Source organism: Methylobacterium organophilum (assembly GCF_022179465.1).
GTDB classification, from domain to species: Bacteria; Pseudomonadota; Alphaproteobacteria; order Rhizobiales; family Beijerinckiaceae; genus Methylobacterium; species Methylobacterium organophilum.
The window spans coordinates 1-250 of record NZ_BPQV01000058.1 but is presented as its reverse complement, the minus strand read 5'-3'; the positions used below and the strand labels follow the sequence as shown (position 1 = coordinate 250).

Below are 250 nucleotides of genomic sequence, written 5' to 3'. Positions count from 1 at the left end.
GAAATCGCACGGTACCATTTTGGTTCCCTGGTGGATCAGCTGGTAGAACGCGTGCTGACCGTTAGTGCCTGGTTCACCCCAGATAATCGGGCCAGTCTGGTAATCCACAACGTTACCGTTACGGTCAACATACTTACCGTTGGACTCCATATTGCCCTGCTGGAAGTACGCCGCGAAACGGTGCATATACTGGTCATACGGCAGAATCGCTTCAGTTTCCGCACCAAAGAAATTGTTGTACCAGATGCCA

General features: G+C 51.2%; 1 protein-coding gene. It reads right to left on the bottom strand.

The features are described 5' to 3' along the window. On the bottom strand, positions 1-250 hold a 250-nt coding region (locus tag MFF21_RS23790; protein ID WP_505744250.1), incomplete at both ends, for a phosphoglucose isomerase-related protein.